The 23568-nt window shown below is 42.7% G+C and carries 22 protein-coding genes; 13 read left to right on the plus strand and 9 right to left on the minus strand.

The annotated features are described in order from the left end of the window. The first annotated feature begins 166 nt into the window (after positions 1–166). A complete protein-coding gene (gene pdxH, locus ATB74_RS01280; protein WP_061015981.1) occupies positions 167–802 on the plus strand; it encodes a pyridoxamine 5'-phosphate oxidase in 636 nt (211 codons plus the stop codon). A gap of 124 nt (positions 803–926) precedes the next feature. On the opposite strand, the gene ATB74_RS01285 is transcribed toward pdxH, so the two are convergent. The 3 genes from ATB74_RS01285 to ATB74_RS01295 all read right to left on the minus strand — a co-directional run bounded on the left by ATB74_RS01285 (position 927) and on the right by ATB74_RS01295 (position 5205). Next, positions 927–1703: a helix-turn-helix transcriptional regulator gene (locus ATB74_RS01285; protein WP_061015982.1), complete on the minus strand. Its 777-nt coding sequence runs from the start codon at positions 1701–1703 to the stop codon at positions 927–929. 381 nt (positions 1704–2084) lie between these two features. Next, positions 2085–3914: a formylglycine-generating enzyme family protein gene (locus ATB74_RS01290; protein ID WP_061015983.1), complete on the minus strand. Its 1830-nt coding sequence runs from the start codon at positions 3912–3914 to the stop codon at positions 2085–2087. A 187-nt stretch (positions 3915–4101) separates the two neighbouring features. Beyond that, on the minus strand, positions 4102–5205 hold the full coding sequence (locus ATB74_RS01295; RefSeq protein WP_060980808.1) for a PEGA domain-containing protein: 1104 nt from the start codon (positions 5203–5205) through the stop codon (positions 4102–4104). 481 nt (positions 5206–5686) lie between these two features. Between ATB74_RS01295 and ATB74_RS01300 the strand changes: the two genes are divergently transcribed. The 4 genes from ATB74_RS01300 (at position 5687) to putP (ending at position 12208) form a co-directional block, all read left to right on the plus strand. Continuing rightward, positions 5687–6511 (plus strand): AraC family transcriptional regulator, encoded by an 825-nt coding sequence (locus tag ATB74_RS01300; RefSeq protein WP_060980807.1) that lies wholly within the window; start codon positions 5687–5689, stop codon positions 6509–6511. A 182-nt stretch (positions 6512–6693) separates the two neighbouring features. Continuing rightward, positions 6694–9831, plus strand: coding sequence for a bifunctional proline dehydrogenase/L-glutamate gamma-semialdehyde dehydrogenase PutA (gene putA / locus ATB74_RS01305; RefSeq protein WP_061015984.1), 3138 nt, complete (start codon positions 6694–6696; stop codon positions 9829–9831). 11 nt (positions 9832–9842) lie between these two features. After that, positions 9843–10547, plus strand: a complete 705-nt coding sequence (locus ATB74_RS01310) for a hypothetical protein (RefSeq protein ID WP_061015985.1) — start codon at positions 9843–9845, stop codon at positions 10545–10547. Positions 10548–10681: 134 nt separating this feature from the next. After that, on the plus strand, positions 10682–12208 hold the full coding sequence (gene putP, locus ATB74_RS01315; RefSeq protein ID WP_170926838.1) for a sodium/proline symporter PutP: 1527 nt from the start codon (positions 10682–10684) through the stop codon (positions 12206–12208). An 891-nt stretch (positions 12209–13099) separates the two neighbouring features. Here the strand turns inward: putP and ATB74_RS24210 are convergent. Then, on the minus strand, positions 13100–13270 hold the full coding sequence (locus tag ATB74_RS24210) for a hypothetical protein (protein WP_179946884.1): 171 nt from the start codon (positions 13268–13270) through the stop codon (positions 13100–13102). Between the two features lie 280 nt (positions 13271–13550). On the opposite strand from ATB74_RS24210, the gene ATB74_RS01320 reads away from it, so the two are divergent. Then, positions 13551–14039, plus strand: coding sequence for an Lrp/AsnC family transcriptional regulator (locus ATB74_RS01320; RefSeq protein ID WP_017075645.1), 489 nt, complete (start codon positions 13551–13553; stop codon positions 14037–14039). 111 nt (positions 14040–14150) lie between these two features. On the opposite strand, the gene ATB74_RS01325 is transcribed toward ATB74_RS01320, so the two are convergent. Then, complete coding sequence (locus ATB74_RS01325; protein ID WP_061015990.1) at positions 14151–14855, minus strand: hypothetical protein; 705 nt, start codon at positions 14853–14855, stop codon at positions 14151–14153. 468 nt (positions 14856–15323) lie between these two features. Continuing rightward, the gene (locus tag ATB74_RS01330) at positions 15324–16352 is read right to left on the minus strand and encodes a phage integrase (RefSeq protein ID WP_061015992.1); all 1029 of its coding nucleotides are present in this window, start codon (positions 16350–16352) and stop codon (positions 15324–15326) included. A gap of 134 nt (positions 16353–16486) precedes the next feature. Between ATB74_RS01330 and ATB74_RS01335 the strand changes: the two genes are divergently transcribed. The 3 genes from ATB74_RS01335 to ATB74_RS01340 all read left to right on the plus strand — a co-directional run bounded on the left by ATB74_RS01335 (position 16487) and on the right by ATB74_RS01340 (position 18437). Further along, positions 16487–16867, plus strand: a complete 381-nt coding sequence (locus ATB74_RS01335; protein ID WP_061015994.1) for a hypothetical protein — start codon at positions 16487–16489, stop codon at positions 16865–16867. A 149-nt stretch (positions 16868–17016) separates the two neighbouring features. Then, positions 17017–17427, plus strand: coding sequence for a hypothetical protein (locus ATB74_RS24050; RefSeq protein ID WP_155645114.1), 411 nt, complete (start codon positions 17017–17019; stop codon positions 17425–17427). 152 nt (positions 17428–17579) lie between these two features. Next, on the plus strand, positions 17580–18437 hold the full coding sequence (locus ATB74_RS01340; RefSeq protein ID WP_155645115.1) for a YDG/SRA domain-containing protein: 858 nt from the start codon (positions 17580–17582) through the stop codon (positions 18435–18437). A gap of 104 nt (positions 18438–18541) precedes the next feature. Here ATB74_RS01340 and ATB74_RS01345 read toward each other — a convergent pair whose 3' ends face one another. From ATB74_RS01345 to ATB74_RS01355, 3 genes are all read right to left on the minus strand, one after another. Then, positions 18542–19549, minus strand: a complete 1008-nt coding sequence (locus ATB74_RS01345) for a hypothetical protein (protein WP_061015999.1) — start codon at positions 19547–19549, stop codon at positions 18542–18544. Continuing rightward, entirely contained in the window at positions 19550–21301 is a 1752-nt protein-coding gene (locus ATB74_RS01350; RefSeq protein ID WP_061016001.1) for an AAA family ATPase, read from the minus strand. A 71-nt stretch (positions 21302–21372) separates the two neighbouring features. After that, the gene (locus ATB74_RS01355) at positions 21373–21927 is read right to left on the minus strand and encodes a helix-turn-helix domain-containing protein (protein WP_244270895.1); all 555 of its coding nucleotides are present in this window, start codon (positions 21925–21927) and stop codon (positions 21373–21375) included. A 271-nt stretch (positions 21928–22198) separates the two neighbouring features. On the opposite strand from ATB74_RS01355, the gene ATB74_RS01360 reads away from it, so the two are divergent. From ATB74_RS01360 to ATB74_RS01375, 4 genes are all read left to right on the plus strand, one after another. Next, the gene (locus ATB74_RS01360) at positions 22199–22411 is read left to right on the plus strand and encodes a hypothetical protein (protein ID WP_061016004.1); all 213 of its coding nucleotides are present in this window, start codon (positions 22199–22201) and stop codon (positions 22409–22411) included. 110 nt (positions 22412–22521) lie between these two features. Further along, positions 22522–23064 carry a phage regulatory CII family protein gene (locus ATB74_RS01365; RefSeq protein ID WP_061016006.1) on the plus strand — a complete coding sequence of 181 codons (543 nt, stop codon included), beginning with the start codon at positions 22522–22524 and terminating at the stop codon, positions 23062–23064. A 10-nt stretch (positions 23065–23074) separates the two neighbouring features. Continuing rightward, complete coding sequence (locus ATB74_RS01370; RefSeq protein ID WP_061016008.1) at positions 23075–23293, plus strand: hypothetical protein; 219 nt, start codon at positions 23075–23077, stop codon at positions 23291–23293. Further along, positions 23290–23547 carry a hypothetical protein gene (locus ATB74_RS01375; RefSeq protein ID WP_061016010.1) on the plus strand — a complete coding sequence of 86 codons (258 nt, stop codon included), beginning with the start codon at positions 23290–23292 and terminating at the stop codon, positions 23545–23547. Before ATB74_RS01370 ends, ATB74_RS01375 begins: the two co-directional genes overlap by 4 nt. Positions 23548–23568: the final 21 nt, after the last annotated feature.

Genomic DNA, 23568 nt, shown 5'->3' on the forward strand with positions numbered 1-23568 from the left:
CGGTTCTCAGCTTGTCATCGGTTTGTGTAAAGATTATCAATATGATGGAGAGAGTACCGAGATCTTGTTAACACAGAGCATCTTCAGTGAGACAAAACTATGACTGAGACTTGTGTTTCAAAGGATTACAGCGCAAAATCACAAAAAAATTGAAAGGAGCAACCAAATGGAACTGACAGATATTCGTCGCGAATACGCTAAGGGTGGATTGAGACGCAAAGACTTGGCCGCAGACCCGATTGAGCAATTCAATCTATGGCTAGAGCAAGCCATTGAAGCGAAGTTGACGGACCCTACTGCCATGACAGTTGCTACGGTTGATGAAAATGGTCAGCCATTCCAACGAATTGTTTTGCTGAAGAATGTTGATAAAGACGGTTTCGTTTTTTACACCAACTTAGGTAGCCGTAAAGCGCACCAGCTTCAGCACAACAGTAAAATCAGTTTACACTTCCCTTGGCACCCACTTGAGCGACAAGTTCATATTACGGGCACGGCTGAAAAGCTGACAGCTATGGAAAATATGAAGTATTTCTCGTCACGTCCAAAAGAGAGCCAGTTGGCCGCGATTGCAAGTAAGCAGAGTAGCCGCATCTCAGCGCGTGGGATTCTAGAAGGTAAGTATCTAGAGCTTAAACAGAAGTTTGCCAAAGGCGAAATTCCTGTGCCTTCTTTCTGGGGTGGCTTCCGCGTACGTGTGGATAGCATTGAGTTTTGGCAGGGGGGCGAACACCGCTTGCACGACCGTTTCTTGTTCTCACGCCAAGACGACAGCTGGGATATTGATCGACTAGCGCCTTAGGTTGCTTGATCGCTTAGCTGCTTAATAGATCCAAAAGTGCCGTTGATGATACTTATCTAATCAACGGCATTTTTTTGTCTGCACTCTTGTCAAACCAATAACCAACTGGCCTTCAATTACTTAACTAGTCACTGTGCAGAACAACGGAGATCTGTTTTTTGAGCAGAGTTTCTGGGATCACTGAGCCTAACCCCGAGTCCAATGCATATTCAATCAATTGGCTTTTACTGCGAGCGTCGAATTTCTGCTTCAATCTCGCGACATGACCTTCGACCGTTTTGATTGAAATGTTTAACGTAGACGCTATGTATTGAGGTTTCTTGCCGTAAAGCAGTAAGAACAGCACTTCTGATTCTCTAGAGGTCAGCCGCTTTTGCAGTTTAGATACGCGCGGCTCTGACCCAGCAATCGATGCCTGATTGCCTTTTGCTCCTGTTGCCTGACAAACCCAATGACCGACCTCTAAGATCGCAGTATCTGTGAGCTCTTGACCATAGAAGATGGTGCCTTGGACGTTGTTGTCATCATCAAGCCAAGGGGTTTTGGTAAAGATATGGGCGTGCCAGCGTCCGTCTGGATAAGGGTGAATATCGAGGATCTTAAGGGTGCTGTGTGTATCCATCACATGTTTGTCTTGGGCTCTGAAATCCTGTGCACACTCAATAGTTTGACTGGGCATATCGAAGTCGGTCAAGCCAGTACAAGTCTCATCGGGTTTTAAGCCAATTAACTGGTTGTAAGCAAGATTGGCGTACACAAAGACCGAGTCAGTATCTTTGCAGCCCCAGCAGCCTGGAAGTTGTTCAAATAAAGAACGATGTATGGTGTTGAGTTGTTCGGGCAATTTTTTATCTCGTAAGCTGAGGTATGGTAATGATATCAGTTTCTTATAGTGCTGCAATGGCTATTAGAGTTTGTAGTCCGTGCGAAAAATAAGGGGTGAATGACAGTTAAACGGATTGCTGACGAACTGCTTCAATTACGTAGGATGGGTAGGCATAAAGAGTGATAAACAGGCAAAAAAAAGCCAGCCTGAAGAGGGGCTGGCTAAAGACAAGATATGCCTTGTCGACATGTAGAAGATTTTCAGTCTAATTTACGAGGGTCAGGTAAATTAAACTGAGGCATCAATTTGATACCCAGAGTGACTTACTACTCTATCGACGAATCTACTCCTAGGAATGCTAATGCATAAGGGGGGAATTCCCCTATAAATGCAGCTCAATGTGAGAATTGAGAACCTAGAGTAAATATTTCAAAGTTTCAGAACCGAATGGAGAGCTTACAGCTCTCGCAATACTCGGAATCCTAGGTAGTTGGCTGCGGTTGAAGGTGCAACGTTCAGTTCGTTATACACTTTCGCTTCTTCTGGAGAGAAGCTCCACGCGCCACCCTTCGCTAGGCCTTTCTGAATGGTTGTCCATTCCCATACATTACCCACCATGTCGTAGAAGCCCGTTGGTGTTGGCATGAATGATTTAACAGGAGACGTGCTTACGTTTGACCAAGGTGTACCAGCCCAGCCTGTATTCGCTTTACCTGTGCGGAATTCGTTACCCCACCAAAAGTTGGTGTCTTGACCTGCTCTTGCTGCGGCTTCCCACTCTTGTGGCGTTGGTAAACGGTAAGTGAAGCCGGTGTTTTTAGACAACCAACGAGTATAAGCTTTTGCATCGTTCTGGCTGACACATACAACGGGTGAGCTATCTGCTTGTTTAAAGCCAGGGCTCTGCCAGTCATTGTCTGAAACGGTTGTGATCTCTGCATTGACGAATGTATCGCAGGTGTTCATCAGCTCAGCGTCTGTCTGGTAGCCGGTGTTTTTTACGAATGCTTTGAAGTCTTGAACACGGGTTGGTGTGGCTGCTAATGCAAACGGCTGTTTGATCGTCACTTGTTGTGCGTTGTTTTCACCCAGTAGGTAGCGACCTGATCCGACAACAATCATTTCAGGGCTCTGAATGTCGTTACCCATCGGATCGGCAAACTTAGTACCGACATTCAATGAATTTTGCTTGGCTTGTAATACCGCTCGTAGGTTGTGATCACGGGCTATCTTCAGCTCTTGGTGGAAAGAAAGATAGCCTTCTTTTTCGATCGTGACCATGTGTTGGCCCGTCGGTAACATCACTTCAACCGGTGTGCTGCCATAGTTCACGCCGTTGATAGAAACATTGTCGTTGTATTGATTTGAACGCACCACCAAGTTAACCCAAGCGACTTCTTTTTGCTGGTCGTTGGCTTGTTGCTCGCTTTGCGTGAAACAGTTTGATGACTGAATACCAAGTAGCCGGCAAGGAGTGTTCTTATCTGGGCGAGTTTCTAGGTTCGCCGCAATCACTGCTCGGTAACGGTTATCTTCAGAGAAGCCTGAGGATTTTACTTTGTGTTGCAGAACGTGAATATTCAGAGAAGCAGACGCAAGGTGCTCTTTCACTGTGTTCGATTCAGTCGCGTTGTCTACCAAGCTGTGCTGGAACTGTTTTACCGCTTTTTGAAGTGCCAAGGTCACCGTTTGATCTGAACACTGCGCCAGTGTCATATCGCTGCTGCAACGGTTAGTAAAACTAACGGTCTGCTCTTCCGTCTGAGTGATCTCGTTTCTTAGTCGCTCTGCCCTTGCTCTTAGCTTGTCTTGGTTCAGGTTTGCGATTGAAGCTTCTGCCGCCGCTTTTTCGGCCTGGATGGCCTCAAGCTCCATCACCAAGCCTTGCTGCTTCTGTTCTGATCCTGAAATCGTAAGCTTGCTCTCTTTTACGGTTTTCCAAGCGTCTTGGAATTGAATTTGAGCTGGCGAGATATCAAAGTCAGGCTCATCAATCATGCGCGTATAATCTTGCTCTAGGCTGGCTTTTGCTTTTGCGAGTGTCTGCTCTGCTTGAGCGGATAACTTCACTAGACGTGCCATTTGCTGCGTCTGATTGTCGACTTCATTCTGTTTGTCAGCCAGTTTCTTCTCAACAGCCGTTAAGTCAGCATGCTTTTCGAATAGTGAGCTTTCAATGTCGGTGACAGAAGACGCGATCGCTGGTGGTGTTGCCTCAGCGAAAACAGCAGGAGTCATTAGGCAGGGAGCAAGTGCAAATAATAGAGTAGGAAGACCTTGGCGCATGATGGGCTACTTCAATCGTAATTTAGGTTAATCGAATATTCTAAACGAAAACGCCATTTCGTCTGCAGCTACTTTCTATAACTATCAACAAAATGGCGAGTATTCATTCAACTTTGTGAAATAGGCACGGCTATCTGATACAGCACTGAGCGTTTTGTATCGGCCCAGCTCTATGTCGAAAGGGTGTTTAGCTTTCCTTGCTAGGAAGAAGCTTAACCCAAATCGTGTCGCTGCCGTTGATGGTAACTGTGCGGTTGTAAGACTCGTAACCTTGTTTTGAAATGGTTACTTGGTGACGACCACTTGGTAGCGCAACCTCAAGAGGTGTACTGCCATATTTAATTCCGTTGATAGTTACTGAGTCGTTGTACTGATCAGAACGTACCGTCACGTTAGCCCACTGTTTGTCACTCTTCTTAACGACTGCGGCGTCACTGCCCGTTAAACAGTAGCGCGTTGAAACGTTCAATAAGTTACACGCAGCAACCGCTTCAGGTTTTGCTTGAAGCTGAGCCTGCATTTGCATGAAGTAAGAGTTGTTACCAGAGAAGCCACTCTTGATTGCTTGGCTGTCTTGAACATGGATATTCAATTGAACACCCTGCAAGTTTTGCTTCGCCAACGTACTTTCTGTGAGCTGCTCAAGTAACTGACTCTTGAACGTCTGCACGGCTTTTTGATTGGTTAGGTATTTACCTTGAGCAGTACACTCACCCAGTGTCATTGTTGATGCACATGTAGTGGTGTAGCTGGTTTCAAGAACCGCACTTTCACGCAGTTCTGTTGCAATACGTTTAACACGAGCTTCAACTTTTGATTCTCTCAAATTAGCCAGCTCATTGTTTAGGCGAGCTTGCTTTTGTTTGATTTGAGAAAGGTGAATTTCGCTCTCGTTGATTGCTTGTTCATTGTCTAGCTGAGCCGATTGATTCTCTTTAACCGCAGCCCAAGCATCTTGGTAACTTTTCTGGAAAGAGACCAAATCAGTTTCAGGATCGTCAAGTAAGCGACTGTACTGTTTGTCGAGTACAGACTTAGCTCTGTTACGTTTTGCCTTAAGTTCTTCACCTTCGCGTAACAACTTACTGTTTTTGTTCTGTAGTTGTTTTAGGTTTTCAGTCGCCGATACTTTGGTTGCTGAAATACGCTCAATATCTGAGTTTTTCTCTGTTAGCTTTGCATCGATAGCTGAAACGGGATCGACTTGATTCAGTTCTTCAGCTGATACCGATGCAGATACCCAAAGAGGGGATAGCGCAAGTAAAAGCGCTGAAATTCGAAAGTTAGTCATAGGTCCCTGCAACTTATAGATTGAAATTGGCTCGTTAATAAAGTGTCTACTTCCTAGTTGTCAGTCACTAGTTATTAGCAATTAACACAGTACCCGTCTTTATACCGTTTTATTGCATTTCAATCTACTCAAAAGCCAAGTTTCGGTACTTCGGATACACTTTTTACAAGTTGAAAGCGAAATATTTGAGCTATATAAGAAAATTTATTCATTATGTTGGTGCGATGAAGCATTTATTTATGACATGATTTTCGTGCTTGTGTGAGTGCTTGTGAAGTCCCTAAACTCGTCGGAACGATTGGTTTTACAATGCCCGTAGTTTGTACACTCTTGATCATCTTTCCGGAGGCATGATCAAGACGATCGCGATAATGATCTTTTGTTTAAGGCGAGGAAATGACTCTCATGATCATTTACAAATTCATCTTATGCTGATTTCAGAGTATTATTCACATTATGTCGATCTGAGTAACTTGCTGTCATGTCAAAACCTTTACCCTTTCCAAATCTAGACTTGTCCCCGCTAGGCCTTACAGGTCCTCGCCCTGCGGAGATCATCACTTTGCCTTCGCATATGGATTGTCATGATCACCACTATTCTCAGGTAGTGATTGGTTTAAAAGGTCAGGCTGAATTTGAAGTCAGCGGTAAAGGTAATCTTGTCGGGCCTGGTCAAGGTTGTGTGGTAACGGCAAGCTCTGATCATGCTTTCGGTGGTGTGGTTGGTCAGTCGGATATTCTTGTACTCAACATGCCTGTGCCATCGGATGATGACCCTCTGATGCTAGAGAAGATTAACCAGTTAGAATCATCGAACGTCTACTTCCAATTAGACGCGCAAATTCAAAAGCTTATCCATATGTTGGTGCAAGAGATGCAGGCAAGCCCTGATGATCTGCTATTAAGTCGCGCTTGTAATGATACCGTGATCGCCCTGATGCAAAGGCATATCTCGGCATTTGAAACTTCCATTAAAGACTCGCGTTTTGATCTTGAAGCATTGGATCGCTACATCGAGCAGCATCTCGCGAATAAGATCTCGGTTGCGCAGCTGGCAGGCAGTGTGTTTTTGGGTGAAAGCCAGTTCCATATGCTGTTCAAAGAGCAAATGGGCATTACTCCTCACCAGTATGTTCTTGGTAAGCGTATTGACCGCTCTCGCCGCTTGATCGAACAAGGCAATCTGAGCCTTGGTCAGGTTGCAGAACTTGCTGGTTTCTCTGGTCAATCCTCCTTTACTCACACCTTTTCACGCCTTCAAGGCATGTCACCATCCCAATACAAAAAGAAAATTTCTGTTAAATAGTGAAACAAAACGGCATATTATTTTAAAGTTTCATATGTGACGTTGTGTTTGTTTTGTTAATAAAGCGAGTTTTTAGCAAAAAACTCGGAGTTTTTGACAAGTAATCCTTATATACTCTAAATACACTGCAGCCATTGTAGAGATCCCCGGGCTAATTCCGGGTGTGAGATTAAGGAAAACGCATGTTTACAGCTACTGATGTGTTAAAGCCAGAATTCAATGAGCAGTCGCTTGCTGATCTATGGTCGCTTATCTCACCATTATATATGGTGGATGAAACCCAATGGCTAGAGCAACTTCTGCCGCTAGCTACCCCTTCTGAGTCTGAAAAGCAGCAAATCACAGATAAAACGACTTCTTTGATCGAAGCTATCCGTGCGGATAAAACTTCTATCCAGATGATCGATGCTCTGTTGCTTGAATACAGCTTAGATACTCAAGAGGGCATCTTGCTGATGTGTCTGGCGGAAGCTTTGATGCGTATTCCTGATTCAGCAACCGCTGATGCACTGATTCGCGACAAGTTAAGTGTTGCGGATTGGAAATCTCACCTAAAGAATTCTGACTCAGTGTTTGTTAACGCATCCACTTGGGGCTTAATGCTCACAGGTAAGGTAGTTGGGCTTTCATCTAAAGAGCAGAGTGCCAGTCAAGCCGTGAACCGTTTAGTGAACAAGCTTTCTGAGCCGGTGATTCGTAAAGCGATGCACCAAGCGATGAAGGTGATGGGTCACCAATTCGTTCTTGGCCGCAGCATTGCTGAAGCGCAAAAGAACGGTAAGTCTATGCGTGACAAAGGCTTTACCTACTCATACGACATGCTAGGTGAAGCGGCACTGACTACAGCTGACGCAAATAAATACTTCAAAGATTACCTAATGGCGATTGAAGCCGTTGGTCGAGACACGTATGTCTCTTCAAAATCGAGCCCAGCTCCATCGGTATCGATTAAGCTTTCTGCGCTTCACCCTCGTTATGAAGTGGCGAACGAAGACCGCGTACTGACTGAACTTTGTGACACGCTAGAGCAGCTATTGCGCCGCGCAGTAGAGCTAGACGTGGCAATTACGATTGATGCTGAAGAAGCGGACCGTCTAGAGCTTTCTCTTAAATTATTTGAAAAACTGTACCGCACTGACCTTGTAAAAGGTTGGGGTAAATTTGGTTTGGTTATTCAAGCATATTCAAAGCGTGCACTACCGGTTCTAGTATGGCTAAACCGTCTAGCGAAAGAGCAGGGAGATTTAATCCCGCTTCGCTTGGTGAAAGGCGCGTACTGGGACAGCGAAATTAAATGGTCGCAACAAGCGGGCTTTACTGATTACCCAGTTTACACACGTAAAGAAGCGACGGATGTGGCTTACCTTGCTTGTGCGCGTTACCTACTGAGCCCAAGCGTTCGTGGCAATATCTTCCCGCAGTTTGCGAGCCATAATGCTCATACGGTTTCTGCAATTGCAGTGATGACCGATCATAAAGACTTTGAATTCCAACGCTTACATGGCATGGGCGATTCTCTTTACAACCATGCGATGGAAGCTTACCAACAGTCGGTACGTATTTACGCACCTGTTGGCAGCCATAAAGATCTACTGCCATACCTAGTACGTCGCTTGTTAGAAAATGGCGCAAACAGCTCGTTTGTACACCGTCTAGTTGATGCACGTTGCCCAGTGGCAGAGCTGACTCAACACCCAGTCGACATGCTTCTGGCATTCGATACATTGAACAACACTAAGATTCCTCTGCCTCCAGCGGTATTCCCTGAGCGTAAAAACTCTTACGGTGTGAACATTGATATCGAAAGCGAAGCGCATCTGTTTGAAGAGCAAGTAAAAGGCTTCCTTAACAATCAATGGACTGCAGGCCCTGTGATCAACGGTGAATCTCTTGCCGAAAGCATGATCAAGGCTGATCAGAATATTGAGCAAGTGACGGCACCTTACGATCGTCGTATTAATGTGGGTCAAGTGGCTTTCGCTAACCTTGATCATGTTTCCGCAGCGATCACTGGCGCAGACGCGGCATTCGCTGATTGGAATGCGACATCGGTTGAAACTAAGGCCGCTGCGCTTGATAAGCTGGCTGATCTGATGGAAGAGAACCTGGCTGAGCTGGTGGCAATTTGTCATCAAGAAGCGGGTAAGACTATTCACGACAGTATTGATGAAGTGCGTGAAGCGGTCGACTTTTGTCGTTACTACGCAAAGCAAGCTGATAATCTGCAAGGTTTCGAACTAAAAGGCTTTGATGGCCAAACACGAATCGCTTCTCGACAAGGTCGTGGTGTGTTCGTTTGTATCAGCCCTTGGAACTTCCCTCTAGCGATCTTCCTTGGCCAAATTACAGCAGCTTTGGTTGCGGGTAACACGGTTGTGGCGAAACCTGCTGAGCAAACAAGCTTAATTGCAGCTCGCGCTGTTGAACTGATGAATGAAGCGGGCTTCCCTGCTGGCACGATTCAGTTACTACCGGGTCGTGGCGCTGAGATCGGCAGTGCGCTAACCAGCCATGATGCAATTGCTGGTGTTGCCTTTACGGGTTCAACACCAACAGCACAACGTATCAACGTGTCATTGGCAAGTCGTAACGCTAAGCCTGTTCCGTTTATCGCGGAAACCGGTGGTCAGAATGCGATGATCGTCGACAGTACCGCACTGCCAGAACAGGTGGTTCGTGATGTTATTCGTTCTGCATTCGCTTCAGCAGGTCAACGTTGTTCTGCACTGCGTGTGCTTTACATCCAAGAAGACATCGCAGACCGTGTGATTGCATTGATTCATGGTGCAATGGACGAATTGAGTGTTGGCATTCCACATCTTCATAAAACGGATGTGGGCCCTGTTATCGACCAAAACGCGAAACAGAAGTTGTTGGCTCACTTAGAAAACATGACCAATACCCAGAAGAAGGTGGCTCAACTTTCTCTAGGTACGGATTGTGAACATGGTGACTTTGTCCCACCAAGTGCATTTGAAATTGATGACATCAGTTGCTTGAAAGAAGAACAGTTTGGCCCTGTGCTGCACATTGTTCGCTTCAAAGCGAGTGAACTGGCGCAAGTGGTTGATCAAATTAACCAAACTGGTTTTGGTTTAACCATGGGTATCCACAGCCGTAACGAAACAACTTACCGTTGGATCGAAAAACACGTTCGTGTGGGTAACTGCTACATCAACCGTGACCAAGTGGGCGCTGTTGTTGGTGTACAACCATTTGGTGGTCAAGGTTTGTCGGGTACAGGCCCTAAAGCGGGCGGTCCTCACTACCTATATCGCTTTACTGATGTTCATTTCTCTCAATCACAAGACAAGGCATAAGGAGCAGTATCATGGTTCATCAAGTGACAGGTTTTTCTGATGCTTTGTTAGCGTGGGAACAATGGAATCTTACCGACTTTGATCATAAGAGTGCTCAGGTACTTTCATTCAAATCAGAGATCGAAAGTCAATCTGCGCCTTTGGCGGCAGTGACAACTTATCATTTAGAGCAAGCGTCTGCGCTGCTTTCTGAGCATCACCTCATGGCGGGCCCTACGGGTGAAACCAATGAGTTGTACGCTGCCGGCCGCGGTGTAGCTTTGGTAATTGTTGATGATTGCGAACAGAAAGTGCCGGCACTGCAAACCGCAACAGCGATGATGACTGCAGCACTATTGGCAGGTAACAGCGTTCAATTGTGCAGTGATGACGTGCAGTTCAACGCCTTAATTGCCGATGCTGCGAAACAAGCGAATTTGCCAACCAACTTAGTACAGGTTGCCTCGTACGACGCTGCTCAACAGCTGCTGTCTTGCGATGTGCGAAGTGCAGGTTACGTGGGTAATTCACAAACGGCACAAGCTATCAATTTACAGCTTGCTAAGCGTGACGGTGCAATCGTCGGTTTAGTCGCTGAAACGGATCTGACGGCAATGAATGTTGCTAATGATCCACACCTATCGCTGCGCTTCATTACCGAGCGCACGCGAACTATAAATATAACAGCCGTGGGCGGTAACGCGACCTTGCTCGAACTTGGAAGCGAAGCTCACTAACCTTCAGTAAAATTGGCTCTAATCACTTTTGTTTTTTTCCACTTTTGGATTTAACCCATAGTGCTTTGGAGCCTGAATACCTAACTCAATGCACTCGCTTGCCTTTACGGTGAGTGTCTTGCATTGAATTAGGCATGGAAGGCTTTCTACAAAATGAGGACTATCAAATGATAGAAAACAGTTTTGCAATAACGACGACGTTCATTGCGTATCTAATTATGATGCTAGCGATCGGTGTTATTGCTTACAAACGTACATCTAACTCAACTGACTACTTCCTAGGTGGTCGTTCGTTAGGCCCATGGCCTGCTGCACTTTCTGCTGGTGCATCAGACATGAGTGGTTGGCTGTTACTTGGCCTGCCTGGTTACGCTTACGCTGCTGGCTTTGAGGCATTCTGGCTTGCTGGTGGCCTACTTGTGGGTACTTGGGCAAACTGGTTAATCAGTGCTAAACGCCTACGTACTTACAGTATTACTACAGAGTCACTGACGCTGCCTGAGTTCCTATCTCGTCGCTTCAACGATAACTCTAAGCTGATCCAAACAATTTCTGCTTTCTTTATCCTTTTATTCTTCCTTTTCTACACAAGCTCAGGCTTGGTAGCAGGTGGTAAATTGTTTGAAACGGTATTTGGCCTAGATTACACAACGGCGGTAATTATCGGTACCGTATGTGTGGTTTCGTACACCCTGTTTGGTGGTTTCCTAGCGGTATCTTGGACTGACTTAGTTCAAGGCTTGCTAATGTCTGCTGCGCTATTGATTGTACCAATCGCAGCAATGAACGGCGGCCTTGGTCAGCTATCTAGCGACCTACATAACATCAACCCAGAGCTTCTAACGCTATGGAATGATGCGAAAGGTGAGCCTCTTTCTGCTATCGCGATCATCTCGCTAGCGGCATGGGGTCTAGGTTACTTCGGTCAGCCGCACATCCTTGCTCGTTTCAAAGCAACACGTACTAATAAAGACCTAACAACAGCGCGTCGTATCGCGGTGGTATGGACTGCACTGTCTATGATTGGTGCAATGCTGGTGGGTCTTGTTGGTCTAATCTACGTGACGAACTCAGGTGCACCTAAGTTAGACGATGGCGAGAAGATCTTCATGCTTCTTGTGAACGCGATGTTCCACCCAGTTATCGCAGGTATCCTACTTGCTGCAATCCTAGCGGCAATCATGAGTACTGCAGATTCACAACTTCTTGTTTCTTCATCTGCAATGGCAGAAGATTTGTACAAGCAAGTGCTTAAGAAAGATGCGACGTCTGAAGAGATCGTTCGTGTCGGCCGCTTCGCGGTAATCCTAATCTCTCTCATTGCACTTGTGCTAGCGATGACGCCAGACAGTTCAGTACTTGGCCTTGTGTCTTACGCATGGGCTGGTTTTGGTGCTGCGTTTGGCCCAGCTATCGTATTGAGCCTTTACTGGTCTCGTATGAACCGTAACGGCGCTCTAGCGGGTATCGTAGTTGGTGGTGTTACGATTGTACTTTGGAAACAGTTCACAGGCGGTTGGTTCGATGTGTACGAAATCGTACCGGGAATCATCCTATCAACGATTTCTATCGTTGTGGTTAGCTTGATTACTGGCGAGCCAGAAGATGAAGTTAAGAAGCAACATGCTGAGTTCGAGAAGAACCTAGTTGAGCTAGACTAATTTACATTGTAAAGCAGATGTGAATTAGCTAAGAACATTGGCAACAACCAATTGATAAAAACAATAGAGTCACTTCGGTGGCTCTATTTTTTTGACCATTCCCTAATGCTTTCGACCTCGTGCTGGTCTATCTTCAATGACTCCAAACTCTTTTGATGGGCACTTGGCTCCATCATCTCAAACAGCCTGTATCAGTTGTACATGTATTTTTCATTGCCCCCGCAATTCTCCATGACGTGACCCTAGCGTTCTTTATCAATATTGGTGTTTATTGCTTCGTGCTCGATCAATCTGTTTTTTGTGATCATTAAAAGCCGAGTTTTCTTTATCCGGGTGCGACTTTTGTCTTATTTCAAATTCGGGTGAATACGGGTGAAGTACTGCCGTTATCGGGTTTTACAATGTAAATCGAAACCGAATGATTAAAGGGGGGATATATAGAAGAAGAAGGATCTTGATGACGCTTGATATCAAAAAACAAAGGGAAAATTGGCTGTTTTTTGAACTTAGCGCTCACTTTTGTCATTAGCTCGGTGAATTGTTGAACTGAATTGGACATGATGTGTCAATTGTCAGTAACCACTAAAGACCTATAGGACAAAGGTATGCCTGATCTCTATTGCAAAGGATGTAAAAAAACAACACTACATAAGTCTATAATGAAACGTTGTGAATCAGAGCCCGAGACAGCCTCTGGACGTATGATGCAATGGACGTCAAAGCTATTTAGTGGAAACCTGTATTACGATATGGAAACTCAGCACTTTTGTCGAACGTGTAACTGCCGTTGCGAAACAGGAAGTACTGTCCCCCAAGTTGGTTTAGCATAGCTTATAGTAAGCGCTCACTAACTTAGAGAGAAAACCTCCGTTTTAGGAGGTTTTTGTGTTTCTATGCGGCTTTGAGCGCTGGCTCAACGTCAATGGCGTCGCCATCAATCCTCACTTCCCATCCATAGTTTGAGTATTCACTTGCAAGTGCTTGAGCAACATCTTTTGATACCGTTACGTGTGTCCATGAACCAATACCGTAAGGCTTGTATGCGAGTTCTTGTGTTTTCATAATTAGAGTTATCCTTTCTCTTTGATAATTCTATTATTCACTTTGACCTATGTCCTTTCTTTCGTTTCTGGCTCAACTTGTTTGTTAATCGGGTCATTTCTCTAATAATTTGTTAATAATTAGAGCTTGATTTATAAGGGTTGCTATCGTTGTTTGTTGATTTATATTTAGCGTGAATACGAATGGTACGTTTAGTTTTCTAAATGTGTGAGCGAGGTTTTCTTCGATTGCTCTTGGTATGGAATATACTGAGCGGAACTTAGAATGTTTAAGGAATGTTATGTCTCAGCATCAACTCGATCGTATCGATAAAGAGATACTAAGAATTCTGCATATGAAAGGGCGTTTGCCTGTCGTTGAGTTGGCAAAGCAGGTCAACTTAACGACTTCACCTTGCTCTGATAGATTGAAGCGATTGGAGAAAGAGGGCTACATAACAGGCTATCATGCCGAGCTCTGTTCTGAAAAGCTGGGGCTCGATGTCCAAGTCTTTATCCATATTCGTCTCGATCAGACTAGCTTTTCGATTTTCGACAAATTTGCCCAAGCGGTTGAACTGATGCCTGAGGTGGAAGAGTGCTACTCACTGTCGGGTGACTTTGACACTATGATTAAGGTTCGAGTGAAAGACATGAAGGCGTATCAAGCGTTTATGGCCACTAAGCTGGGTACTTTACCTGGTGTGATTCAAACACGCAGTGAAGTCGTGATTGAAGAGCATAAAAAGGGTTTCGGTGTGAATCCTGAGTTGTTGGCAACTCTAAAATAGTGGTCTGCTTTCGCCTTACCAAAGTTATTTAGATATAAAAAATGGAAGCCACAATAAGCTTCCATTTTTGTTGAATGTTAGTGAAAGAGCAACCCGATAGACTTGTCCGGTTTACAACGTAATTGCCGCCGAAATTAAGCCAATCACACCACCGAATACCCCACCCCAAACGACCAGCCAGCCAAGGTGTTTCTTGATCATTGTTTGAACCATCTCTTTAACGAGTTTAGGTGTCAGCTCATTCAAGCGCTGATCAATGATAGCCTCAATGTTCTCTTTGATTTCATCCATCATCGCAGGTGATTCTAGCTCATCTTTGATGGCATTTTTTACGGAGTCACTCTTGCTAATTTCAATCACAGACTCTTGCATTCTCTCAACAAACGGCGCTTTCATCGGCTCTAGTGCTTCAGTGCCACCAAACATTGCCAACATACCGCCAAACTGAGAGTTCTCGATAACATGCACAAGTGAGTCGAATGCAGGGTTAAAGTCGATCTTCTGAATCACTGGCTCTAGATTGAGCGACTTTCCTGTCATCTCGCTGCTTAGGAAGCGGTCGATGTTACTTTCAGTAAAGAACTGTTCCATCATCAGTTGCTTGATGGCTGCTTTGAATTCTTCAAAGCGTGCTGGAATAACACCAGAACCGTATAGGCCGGGTACTTTCTCGAACAACATGTGAATCGCAAGCCAGTTGGTGATGGCACCAGAAAATGCGAATAGGCCTGCGTAAAGCAAGTATTGGTTTGCTGTTACATAGCCGCCAGCAAGCAGTGCTAACGCGATGACGTTAGTTAGGGCACTTTTGTTCATGGTTGATCTCTAGAAAGAATATTGCGCGCATTTTAAGAAAAAAACGCCAAGAAAAAAACAAAAGGATCGATGAAGTTTATCTGACGGGTAGGAGAGGGTGTTGAATAGCAGGCATAAAAAAGGCTAGCCTCCCCCCGAAGTCTAGCCTTATTCCAGAACGCGCAAGCGAGGCGTCTTTGGTATTAATGCCATTATATAATTACGACATAACATTCTGCTATGTGTAATTTGTCGTCAATTAACAAATTGTTGTGAATCTCGCCGCACTTTTAAAATAGCACAAAAATTAAGCGTTCGTAGCTTGCTCAAGATCATCGGCAATGAAGCCACCGGTTTTATCTATCTCATCCGCTACTTATCATAAATTATTGATTTTATTAGATAGGAGAATTATGCAAAAAACGTAAAAATTGAGAATAAACGACGAAATCCGACCATAAACGAGCTTTGCCGCCATTTTGTCGCCATTTAGTTTTCTAACGGATTAAGCTCGACGGCCTGTATTAAGTGCTCTGGCGCGAAGTGAGCATAAGCCATAGTTTGGTCTATCTTCTTGTGACCTAAAATACGCTGTAATACCAGAATGTCGCCACCATTCATCATAAAGTGGCTAGCAAAGGTATGTCGAAAAACGTGAGTGGCTTGCCCTTCCGGTACATGATTTGGTAATGATCGTCTTACACATTTCCAAGCGGAGTGGTAAGTAACATCGAATATGGCGTGCCCACTTGCTGAACTCCCTAGTATCTCTTCATATAAAGCAGGAGAAATAGGAACTGATCGATTCTTCTTACCTTTCGTTTCAGTGTAGGTCAGTTTGTATCTTGTTAATTGAGAACGTTTGAGGGAAAGAGCTTCCCCTATACGGCACCCAGTAGCCAAACAGATTTTAGCTGCAGTGTAAATTTGCTTTGCTGAAAGGCTGCTATCAGCGGCTATAGCACTAAGAACGGCAGGTATTTGTTCTTTTGTTAAGTAGCTAAGTTCTTTCTCGGTACTTTTGACAAGTTCAATATCCGCTAATGGGTTCGGCAGCTTCCATAAGTCATACTTTATTAGCCGACTGAACATAGCACGCAAGGTTTTTAGCTCGATGTTATGGGTAGCGGCTGAGATAGTAATATTTGGACGGCTAGGATGATGACTAACTCGATTAGCGCGATAGGCCAAATAGTCTTTTTTCGTGAATAGTCGCGTTAAGGGGTTATTTAGCATTGCGATCGTTTTGGCCATAACATCATATGAGTTCTGACCCGTTTTTACCGTGTGGCCATGAACCTCCCACCAGGTATCGAGCAAATCTTTTAGCCTACGGTTATCTGCTTTTTCTCCTAACCATGGCTTGTCGTCGATCTCATTCATAGTGAAACGTTCAAAAGCCGCAGCCTCGCCCTTAGTCGCAAAGCGCCTTCGAATACGTTTACCATCGCGGCCGTTTGGGTAGCATTCGCATATCCATGGTTTGTTAGAGCCGTCTTTTAAATTGCGGATAGACATAATAAAGCTTAAAATAACTGTATGTCCATACAGTGTAAGTCGGACTGAAACGTAGAACAATGTTTTAAATTGAGATTAAGGCACATGTTTACTTTTTAAGATTCTGGTTTTAGAAAAGGCTAATTAGGTTCGCTATGTTTCAATCAATTCAGGTTAGCTCTGGCTATAGCATATTCAGAATGAACGGTGATGGGCCGCTAGGGATGAACCCAAAAAATGATGGGTCGGTGGATGCGCTTCTTAAGCGAGGAAGTCGATTTACCGCGCCGTTCGGTGGCTTTATTGAGGCTAAAAATATTATCGGTTTGAAGAAGGTGAAGCTCGTCGATATTAAGTATTTATGCACAGATGAAGAAGCTGACGTGATTGAATACGTGATACAAAAAGATCACTATGTAGTAGGAACATGCAGAGAGAACAAGCTCTATATCTTGTTGTTTGAAGGAAAACCAAAACACCATCAGATGAAAGGCTTAGACCTAGATGGCAAGAACAATGTATTTGGTTTATTTTGACGAAACACCAGGCTAGCTGAACGTATAATTCACCTTCCATCATCAAATATCAATATTGGAGCTACAGTATTAATAACGTCATATCAGTACCCATATTTGCCTTTGCTCTTTATCTAGGGTTGTACTTGCCTGACTTAGATTTGAAATTGATGAGCGTTTTACATCACCGCTCTATCGTGACCCATAGTCTATTACTCCCATTGCTACTGCTGTTTGTTAAATCAAACGTCACTAAGCCTTTTGTTGCCGGGTTGTGTGCAGGGATAAGTATTCATTTAGCGGCTGACTTATTGTCGCCAATGAAAGGGTTTGCGCTTGTTTACTTACCTGCTCCCATCAAATCATCTATTGGTGCATGGCAATCTTTTGTTTGGTTAGGGTTAAACGCATTGGCAGGGTTATATCTAGCAGGACGTTTTACTACTTTTCACCGATTCGTGGTTCCAGGTGTATTTGCCATCGCTTCGCTGTGGTACGCCTTCTACAATGAGCAAAATATTTTTGTACTCATACCTACAGCGATAATTATGTTGTGTTGCTTTCGATGGTCTAAAAGTTAAAAAACAAAGCCCAAGTAGTTAAAGTTAACAGTTGATGTTCATTTTAACTTATTGATGCTAAAGGCTATTGAGAGGGTTTTATATATACAGTTAGTATGTGTTAGGTTAATCTCCAATTAATCTTTGACGCGTAAAAATGGTTGAGTGGAAGTATGGCTGACATATCGTTTGGGAAAATTACTGGCTATGAGGAAGGGCATTTATTTGATGGCCGTAGAACAATGATGGAAGACAGTTTCCATCGTAAATGGGCGGCTGGAATAGACTCAACCAGAGGGCTAGGTGCTTCTGCTATAGTGCTATCAAGTGGGTATGTCGACGATGTTGATTACGGTGATGAAATTATTTATACCGGCGCTGGTGGAAATAAAGACGGTAAACAAATTGCAGACCAAACCTGGGATAACTTAGGTAATGAGGGCCTTGTGACTAGTATGAACATGGGAATCCCAGTTCGTGTTATCAGAGGACATCAGCATAAGTCTGACTACTCACCTAAAAAAGGGTACCGATACGGTGGCTTATACAGTGTGACGGAGGCCTGGAGCGAACAGGGCAAGCATGGTTTTGCTATTTGTCGTTTTCGTTTGGAATACTGTGGAGACTATACCGAACCTTTGCCAACCGGAGTTGACCCATCAAATGGCAGAAAGCGCACATACACAACCAGTACGGTTATAAGGCTAGTTAGGGATAGTGCATTAGCGTTGGAAATTAAAAAACTCTATAACTTCGAATGCCAAGTTTGTGGGTTTGCTTTACCTGTAAAAGGTGGAGTTTACGCAGAAGGTGCACACATTAAGCCTGTAGGTAAGCCCCATGAAGGGCCAGACCAAAAGAATAATATTTTATGCTTGTGCCCTAACCATCATGCGATGTTTGATAAAGGAAGCTTAGCGATTTCGGATGATTTCGATTTGTTAGGTGAGGTAGAAGGGAAGCTTAATATTTGTCACGAAGTCGATAAAGAGTTTTTAGCGTATCACCGGAAAATTCATAATCTAGGCTAAATTGATTGGACCCTGGAAATGGATGTACCTTTACTCGATTACTTCAGTTAAAAAGCCCTAAAAAGGGCCTTGTAATATATTAAAAACGAATTTATGGATGGTCATTAGTCTGGTTGAGGGACATGCATATTGCAAACAATATGATAAACCTGGATATCGCGGCCACTTCGACTATATATTCCTCTGCCGATTCTTAAGTCGGTGTAGTTGCTAATGTCTTTACCAGTGTCAACAAAGCTAATTTGAGGGATGCTACCTCTGAAATTACTGTGTTCATTAATGTTCTCCATGTAAGAAACATAGTTGTCCCAAAAATTACCAAAATTAGCCGCTTCACAATAAGTAATGAGGTAATTAATCTCTAACCCAACGAAGTCATAATCGTTTAGTAATTTATCAAGATGATCTGCAATGTTGGTGTTTTTATCTCCACACGAGCTTTCTCTCAGTGCTTCGACGATTGCTAATGGTCTATTCGTTTTGGTAGCTTTTATCAATATATCTAGGGAACCAGGGTTCTTTCTGCTTTTTGTGATTCCTGCTCTAGCTTGCTCATCTACACCAAAGTTAAAGTTTTCTAGTGCTACTGACAATTCATCATTGTGAAAATCCTCAAGCTTAATTGAGGTTTTCTTTTTCATCATTGCACACAACTTATCAATCAGTTTCGATAGAATACAAGGAGGGGAAGTGTCATTATGACCTTTAATAAGCTCTAAAGTTTCACTTTTATCTTTGATTTCAATATTATATTCATCAATTTTAAGAGCATGTTCTTCAAGAAGGCTATCATCTGCGGCTAATAACACCTTCTGTGCTCCTGTATAAGCATTAGCCAATATATTGATATTTAGGTTGTCTGTCGGGGTATGTGTAATCGGTACTTTTTTTACTTTTATATGATAGTGATCAGCAAGTAATGAAAGCATCGTTGACATATAATCATTTGATGTAGATAAAGCGGCTTTCTTATACGTATCGAATAAAATGTTATCTCTATCTACAAGTAGTTTATAGGGCGTGTTTGGGTTGGATATATACATTAATGCTGCAGAATAGCAAGTAGAATCCGCTTTCTCTATACAACTAGGGCAAATGGTCAACTTCATCATTTACCCCTGATGCTTCATAAACTCGATTGTATCTTCTATATCATTTTCTTTAAAATCTTTAGGCCATTCGAATGCACCTGTAGGGCTAATATCTATAGTTTTAATTTTAGCTCCTGACTTTTTATCTTTTCTTTTCTCAATAAAATGAATATCAACATTTTCATATGATACTCCAATACGATTATCAGAGTTATTTTCAGCCATTCTTCGTCTTAATCGCTTTAATAAAGCCTCACTGTGTGTTTCAATCAAAAAATATTTTTCAGTGTCGTTTATTTGTTCGATAAAAAAATCAGCTAAAGCAGATTGCATCTTAGGGTGGATATGTATTTCAGGTTGTTCAATGATAGTTAGTGATCTTGGTGCAGCCATTACTGATTGTAAAATAACCGGAAGTATTTGCGATACACCAAAGCCAACGTCTGTTATGTCTAAATCTAACCCACTATCCTTAATTTTAATTGAATGAATAATGTGAGTTATATCATTTACATCGACCTCTAAATCAAACTTTTTCATCCATTTATTAACATCTTTTTTAAGATCAGGTTTGTCGTTCAATATCTCTAATAATTGCTTTCCGCTATTAGATATGTTTGCTTGATTCTCCTGTTTATTGTCCATCAAAAAATATCGCTCGGGAGTAAATCTTAATGGACTTACATGGTTTATATTTCTACTCGAAAATTCCCTTTGAATTTTTTGGCTAACATCTCCAAATGTATAAGCTAAGAAAAAAAGTGGACCATACTCAGTTAACTTTTCTCTTATCATTCTAGGGGAGGTCATATTCTGATAGAGCCTAACCTTTGGTAAACCAATGGCAAACCCCTGAAAGGAGATAACTTCTTTTATTCTTCTTTTTGATTTATCAATAGAACTAGTGTCAATAATATTACTTGTTATTTTTGTATGAGAACGTTTGGTTTTATTATTCCATAAATCAAGTTGTATGAAATTAGAAGATGAATCTAGCCTGACACTATCAACACATAACCCTTTATTACGAGATGATATAGTATAGGAGAGAGAATCGATGGTTTTTATAGTGGATAACTGAGTAAATAATTTTACAGCATGTTCAATATTTTTTAGATTGTTAGATATTTTCAAGCCTTTATCAATGGTGCTTTCGTCTAAATCGAAAAGCACTTTTTCTTGAAATTCTATTTCTGATAGTTCTAAGTTTTTTTCTTCTAAGTTATCTTTATTTCTATTTACATAGTTAATTGCACTTAGTGCCATTTTTATTGTCTTTTCAAACTTATAAACGATAGATTCAATATAGTTTTCATCTGATGTTCGAGTTGTTTTTCGAAGAATACTACTAGCTTCAAATATTATTGATTTATAGTGGTTTGTTCTTGGTTTTTCAATATCATGTAGTAGTTGGTATGTGTCTCGAATGGAATCTTCTAACACACTTGAAGCTGAAGCTAATGCCCTTCTAATTAGGGGAGCGGTATCCAAACTATCTAGATTGAATTTTAATGTTATAGCGGACCTTTCATCTTGATTGAAAAATATGTTTTTAATATCTCCCAAATCAGCTAATTCACCATATGTGATTAGAAAATCATCTTTGCTTCGGGGTATGTTTGATGATTGAGACAACATTAGCAATAACTTTATTAAGCTACTCTTCCCTGAACTATTTGTTCCTAGAAGAATCGAAATCGGTGATAAGTTTATTTTTCCACTTTTGAATGCTTTATAGTTGTTGAATTCAACACTTTTTATTATTCTTTTCATTTATTATTAGCCATTTTTATAATTAATAGATTTCTGACAAGTTCACTTTATACATTAAAAATTAGTGTCAACTACACCTTCTCCAACACTACAGCTACACGCCCAACAACTTTGATGTCTTCTTCAGACACTTCCATGGTGGTATCACCAAATGCGATTGCTAACTTGTTTGGTAAGCGCTGAATTGAGTTGATAGACAGACGGCCATCTATGTTTATCAGATACTTTCCACTTACTGCGTCGTTTTGCGACTGATCCACTAAGTAACGCGCTTGGTTGGTTTCAACCTCAATGGTCGCTAGCTCGTTCAAATCCCACCCGTTAAACATACGCTTTGCGTAGGGCATATCACCTGTAGGCATTAGCTTTCCATTCTCTAGGTTGTAGCTTTTCAAAATCACAGTCCCGTGTTGTGGGCTAGAGATGCTGTCAGCTTCTTGTGCTGGAATTCTGGGTGTTGCTGATGGGTGGAATGGAAGTTTTGCTCGCTCCTCTTCAGAAAGAGCAAGTTCTTCAATAGGTATCCCTAGGGCTAAATGAAGCCTAACCATTAATTCATGTGAAGTTCGGTTATGGGTATTCCAAGTACTTATTAGCGACGTTTTCAAATCTAATAAGTCAGCCATATCTTTTTGATTTTTACTCTTTGTTAGGATTTTTAGATTTTCTGTGAAATCAGAACCTAACAAATAGTTATAAGCAGGTATTTTTTTATTCTTTAAATTAGACAAGATGCCACCCAAAAGTAAAAAATAATCCACACTCGTGGATATTTTACCTTTTGGTAATTGAAATCCGTTGAAAATGGATCAATAATCTTTCTCGTACTCAGGTTCACCCGCCGACCAAAGCTGCATGAACCTGAATGTGTTTGAACTAACGAGCAAGGATACCACTATGCTAACCATCAGCCCAGTCATACCCGCCCCTTTCGTGACCTACGAAGAGTACTCCCGCATCTCTGGCTTGCCTTTGGGCACCATCAAAGACTATGTATCACAAGGAAAAATCCTCGTTAAGGAAAAAGGGAAAGCCAAAGGAAGAGCCTTTGTAAACATGATTGCCATGCATGAACTTGCGGCTCGTGAAGCGAAAGATCTGCTTGGCTAAATCTTTTGTTCTTCCTTCTTGATAACTGCCCAAATACCCAAGTCTGTTTACCTTTTGGCTATTGATTAAGTTGTCATTTGTATATCCCTTTCTTATAGAGATTGTTAAACATGGATGAACAAATCGCTATGTGCGTATTACGTGAGCGCAAACAAAAGGTATTTGACGAAGTATGCCATGCGTTTCGAGCCACTGAGAATATGACAGAGATTGCCAAGCAGGCGGGTATTAGCCCAACCATGCTGCGCAATAAGTTAAACCCAGAGCAACCGCATGTGCTTAGCCCTGTTGAGCTTTTACTAATCACCAAAGCGAGCGGCAACCACACGTTAGTTAACAGCCTTTTGCTTGACCTCGGCGTTGTGACTGTGGGGTTTGATATGGAAGGAAACGAAGAACAAACGTTAGCCGCAAGAGCACTAGCCAATTCTATTTATTCGGGTGACCTAGCCCAACAAGCACTAGACCTTGGCGGCACAACGCGTTTAACCCGAACGCATAAACAAAATCTTATCAAAACAGCACAAAGTGGAATTTCAAACCTTGTGCATTTAATTACCGACCTTGAAAACCGCACAACTGGCGTAACCCCGTTCTTGAGTATGGGGGTCGACTTTATCGCCAACGGTGCACCAATCCCAGGCTTAAGTTAGAGGGCATTTTATGCAAACCAATCAATCAATTGTTATCCAAGTTAACACGTTAGATGAAGCGCTAAATCTTGAAAATGCAGCGGCACTGAATATTGGCAAGTACACGCAAAACCCGGTTGAGGGGCAAGAAAACTTACAAAGTGCGCTTGTTCGTATGTGGCGTGATGTTCACAAACAGGCAGGTGAGGTAATCGATAACCTGAAAGTCAGCGAGAAGGGGGCAGTATGAAAAGATTGCTCAAAAAAGTCTCGTTAGATGAAGACACGGTGCTTATATATGAAGGTGGTTTTGTTGATGGTGTTAAAGCTGCAGAAGCCTATTTTGAAGGGCTTCAAGGTTGGGGTGTTTCTATGCATTTCCCTTTGTTCAAATTGGATGATTTTGAACAGAACCAAGTTCAGGTTCGTGCGTTTCTTCATCTCGCTAAAGAGAAACTCGGGATGGAGGCAGAACCATGCAATACGTACTTCACCCACAACTAATTTTTTAGGAGCAATGACGTC

Origin of the sequence: Vibrio splendidus (genome assembly GCF_001557875.1) — a bacterium.
In the GTDB taxonomy this organism is placed as follows: domain Bacteria; phylum Pseudomonadota; class Gammaproteobacteria; order Enterobacterales; family Vibrionaceae; genus Vibrio; species Vibrio splendidus_F.